Origin of the sequence: Phenylobacterium sp. CCH9-H3 (assembly GCF_001557235.1) — a bacterium.
Classification (GTDB): domain Bacteria; phylum Pseudomonadota; class Alphaproteobacteria; order Caulobacterales; family Caulobacteraceae; genus Phenylobacterium.
Window position 1 is genome coordinate 1 of sequence record NZ_LSJI01000197.1, and the last position, 687, is coordinate 687.

At 77.0% G+C, this 687-nt stretch carries 1 protein-coding gene; it reads right to left on the reverse strand.

The genetic code is table 11. The features are described from left to right. Positions 1–687 (reverse strand): TolC family protein (locus tag AX721_RS17600; RefSeq protein WP_197422629.1); only part of this gene is annotated, 687 nt, incomplete at both ends.

Here is a 687-nt window from a genome sequence, read left to right on the forward strand (position 1 = left end):
GCTGGGCTTCGATGGTTTGGGTGCGCGCCTCGGCCAGGGCCCGGCGCGCGTTGGTGAGTTCGACGAGCGGCGACTTGCCGGATTCGTAGGCGATGCGGGTGAGCCGGTAGGCCTCGGCCGCGGTGGCCTCGGTCTCGACGGCGGCGGCGACCCGGGTCCCGGCCGCCTCCACCTGGAAGAGCGCGGTGCGCAGCTCCGCCTCGGCGTCCAGCCGCGCCGCGTTCAACCGCGCCTCGGCGGCCAGCAGCTCGCCCTGGGCGGCGTTGACGTTGCCGCGGTTCTGATCGAACAGTGGGAGGGGCGCCGAGATCCCAGCCACCACGGCGCGGGAATCGTCGCCGCTGAAGCGGCGCACGCCGGCCGAGACGGTGACGTCGGGAACGGCGCGCGTCCGCTCCACCCGCACCCGCCGCGCGGCGGCCTCCCGCTCGGCCTGGGCGGCCACCACGGCCGGCACCGACAGCGCGTCGATGGTGCGCTCGAGGTTGGCCGGCGTCGGCCGCGGCAGCAGGTTCTCGGCCAGGGCGGTGAAGAGCGCCGGCGAGCCGGCCATCGCCGTCAGCCGCGCAAAGGCGCTGGCCCGCGCCGTGCGGGCCGCGTCCAGGGCCGCGCGCGCCGAGGTCACGCCGGCTTGGGCCTGCAGGCTGCGCAGCTCGGCTTCCTTGCCGGCCTCCACCAGCGCCCGGG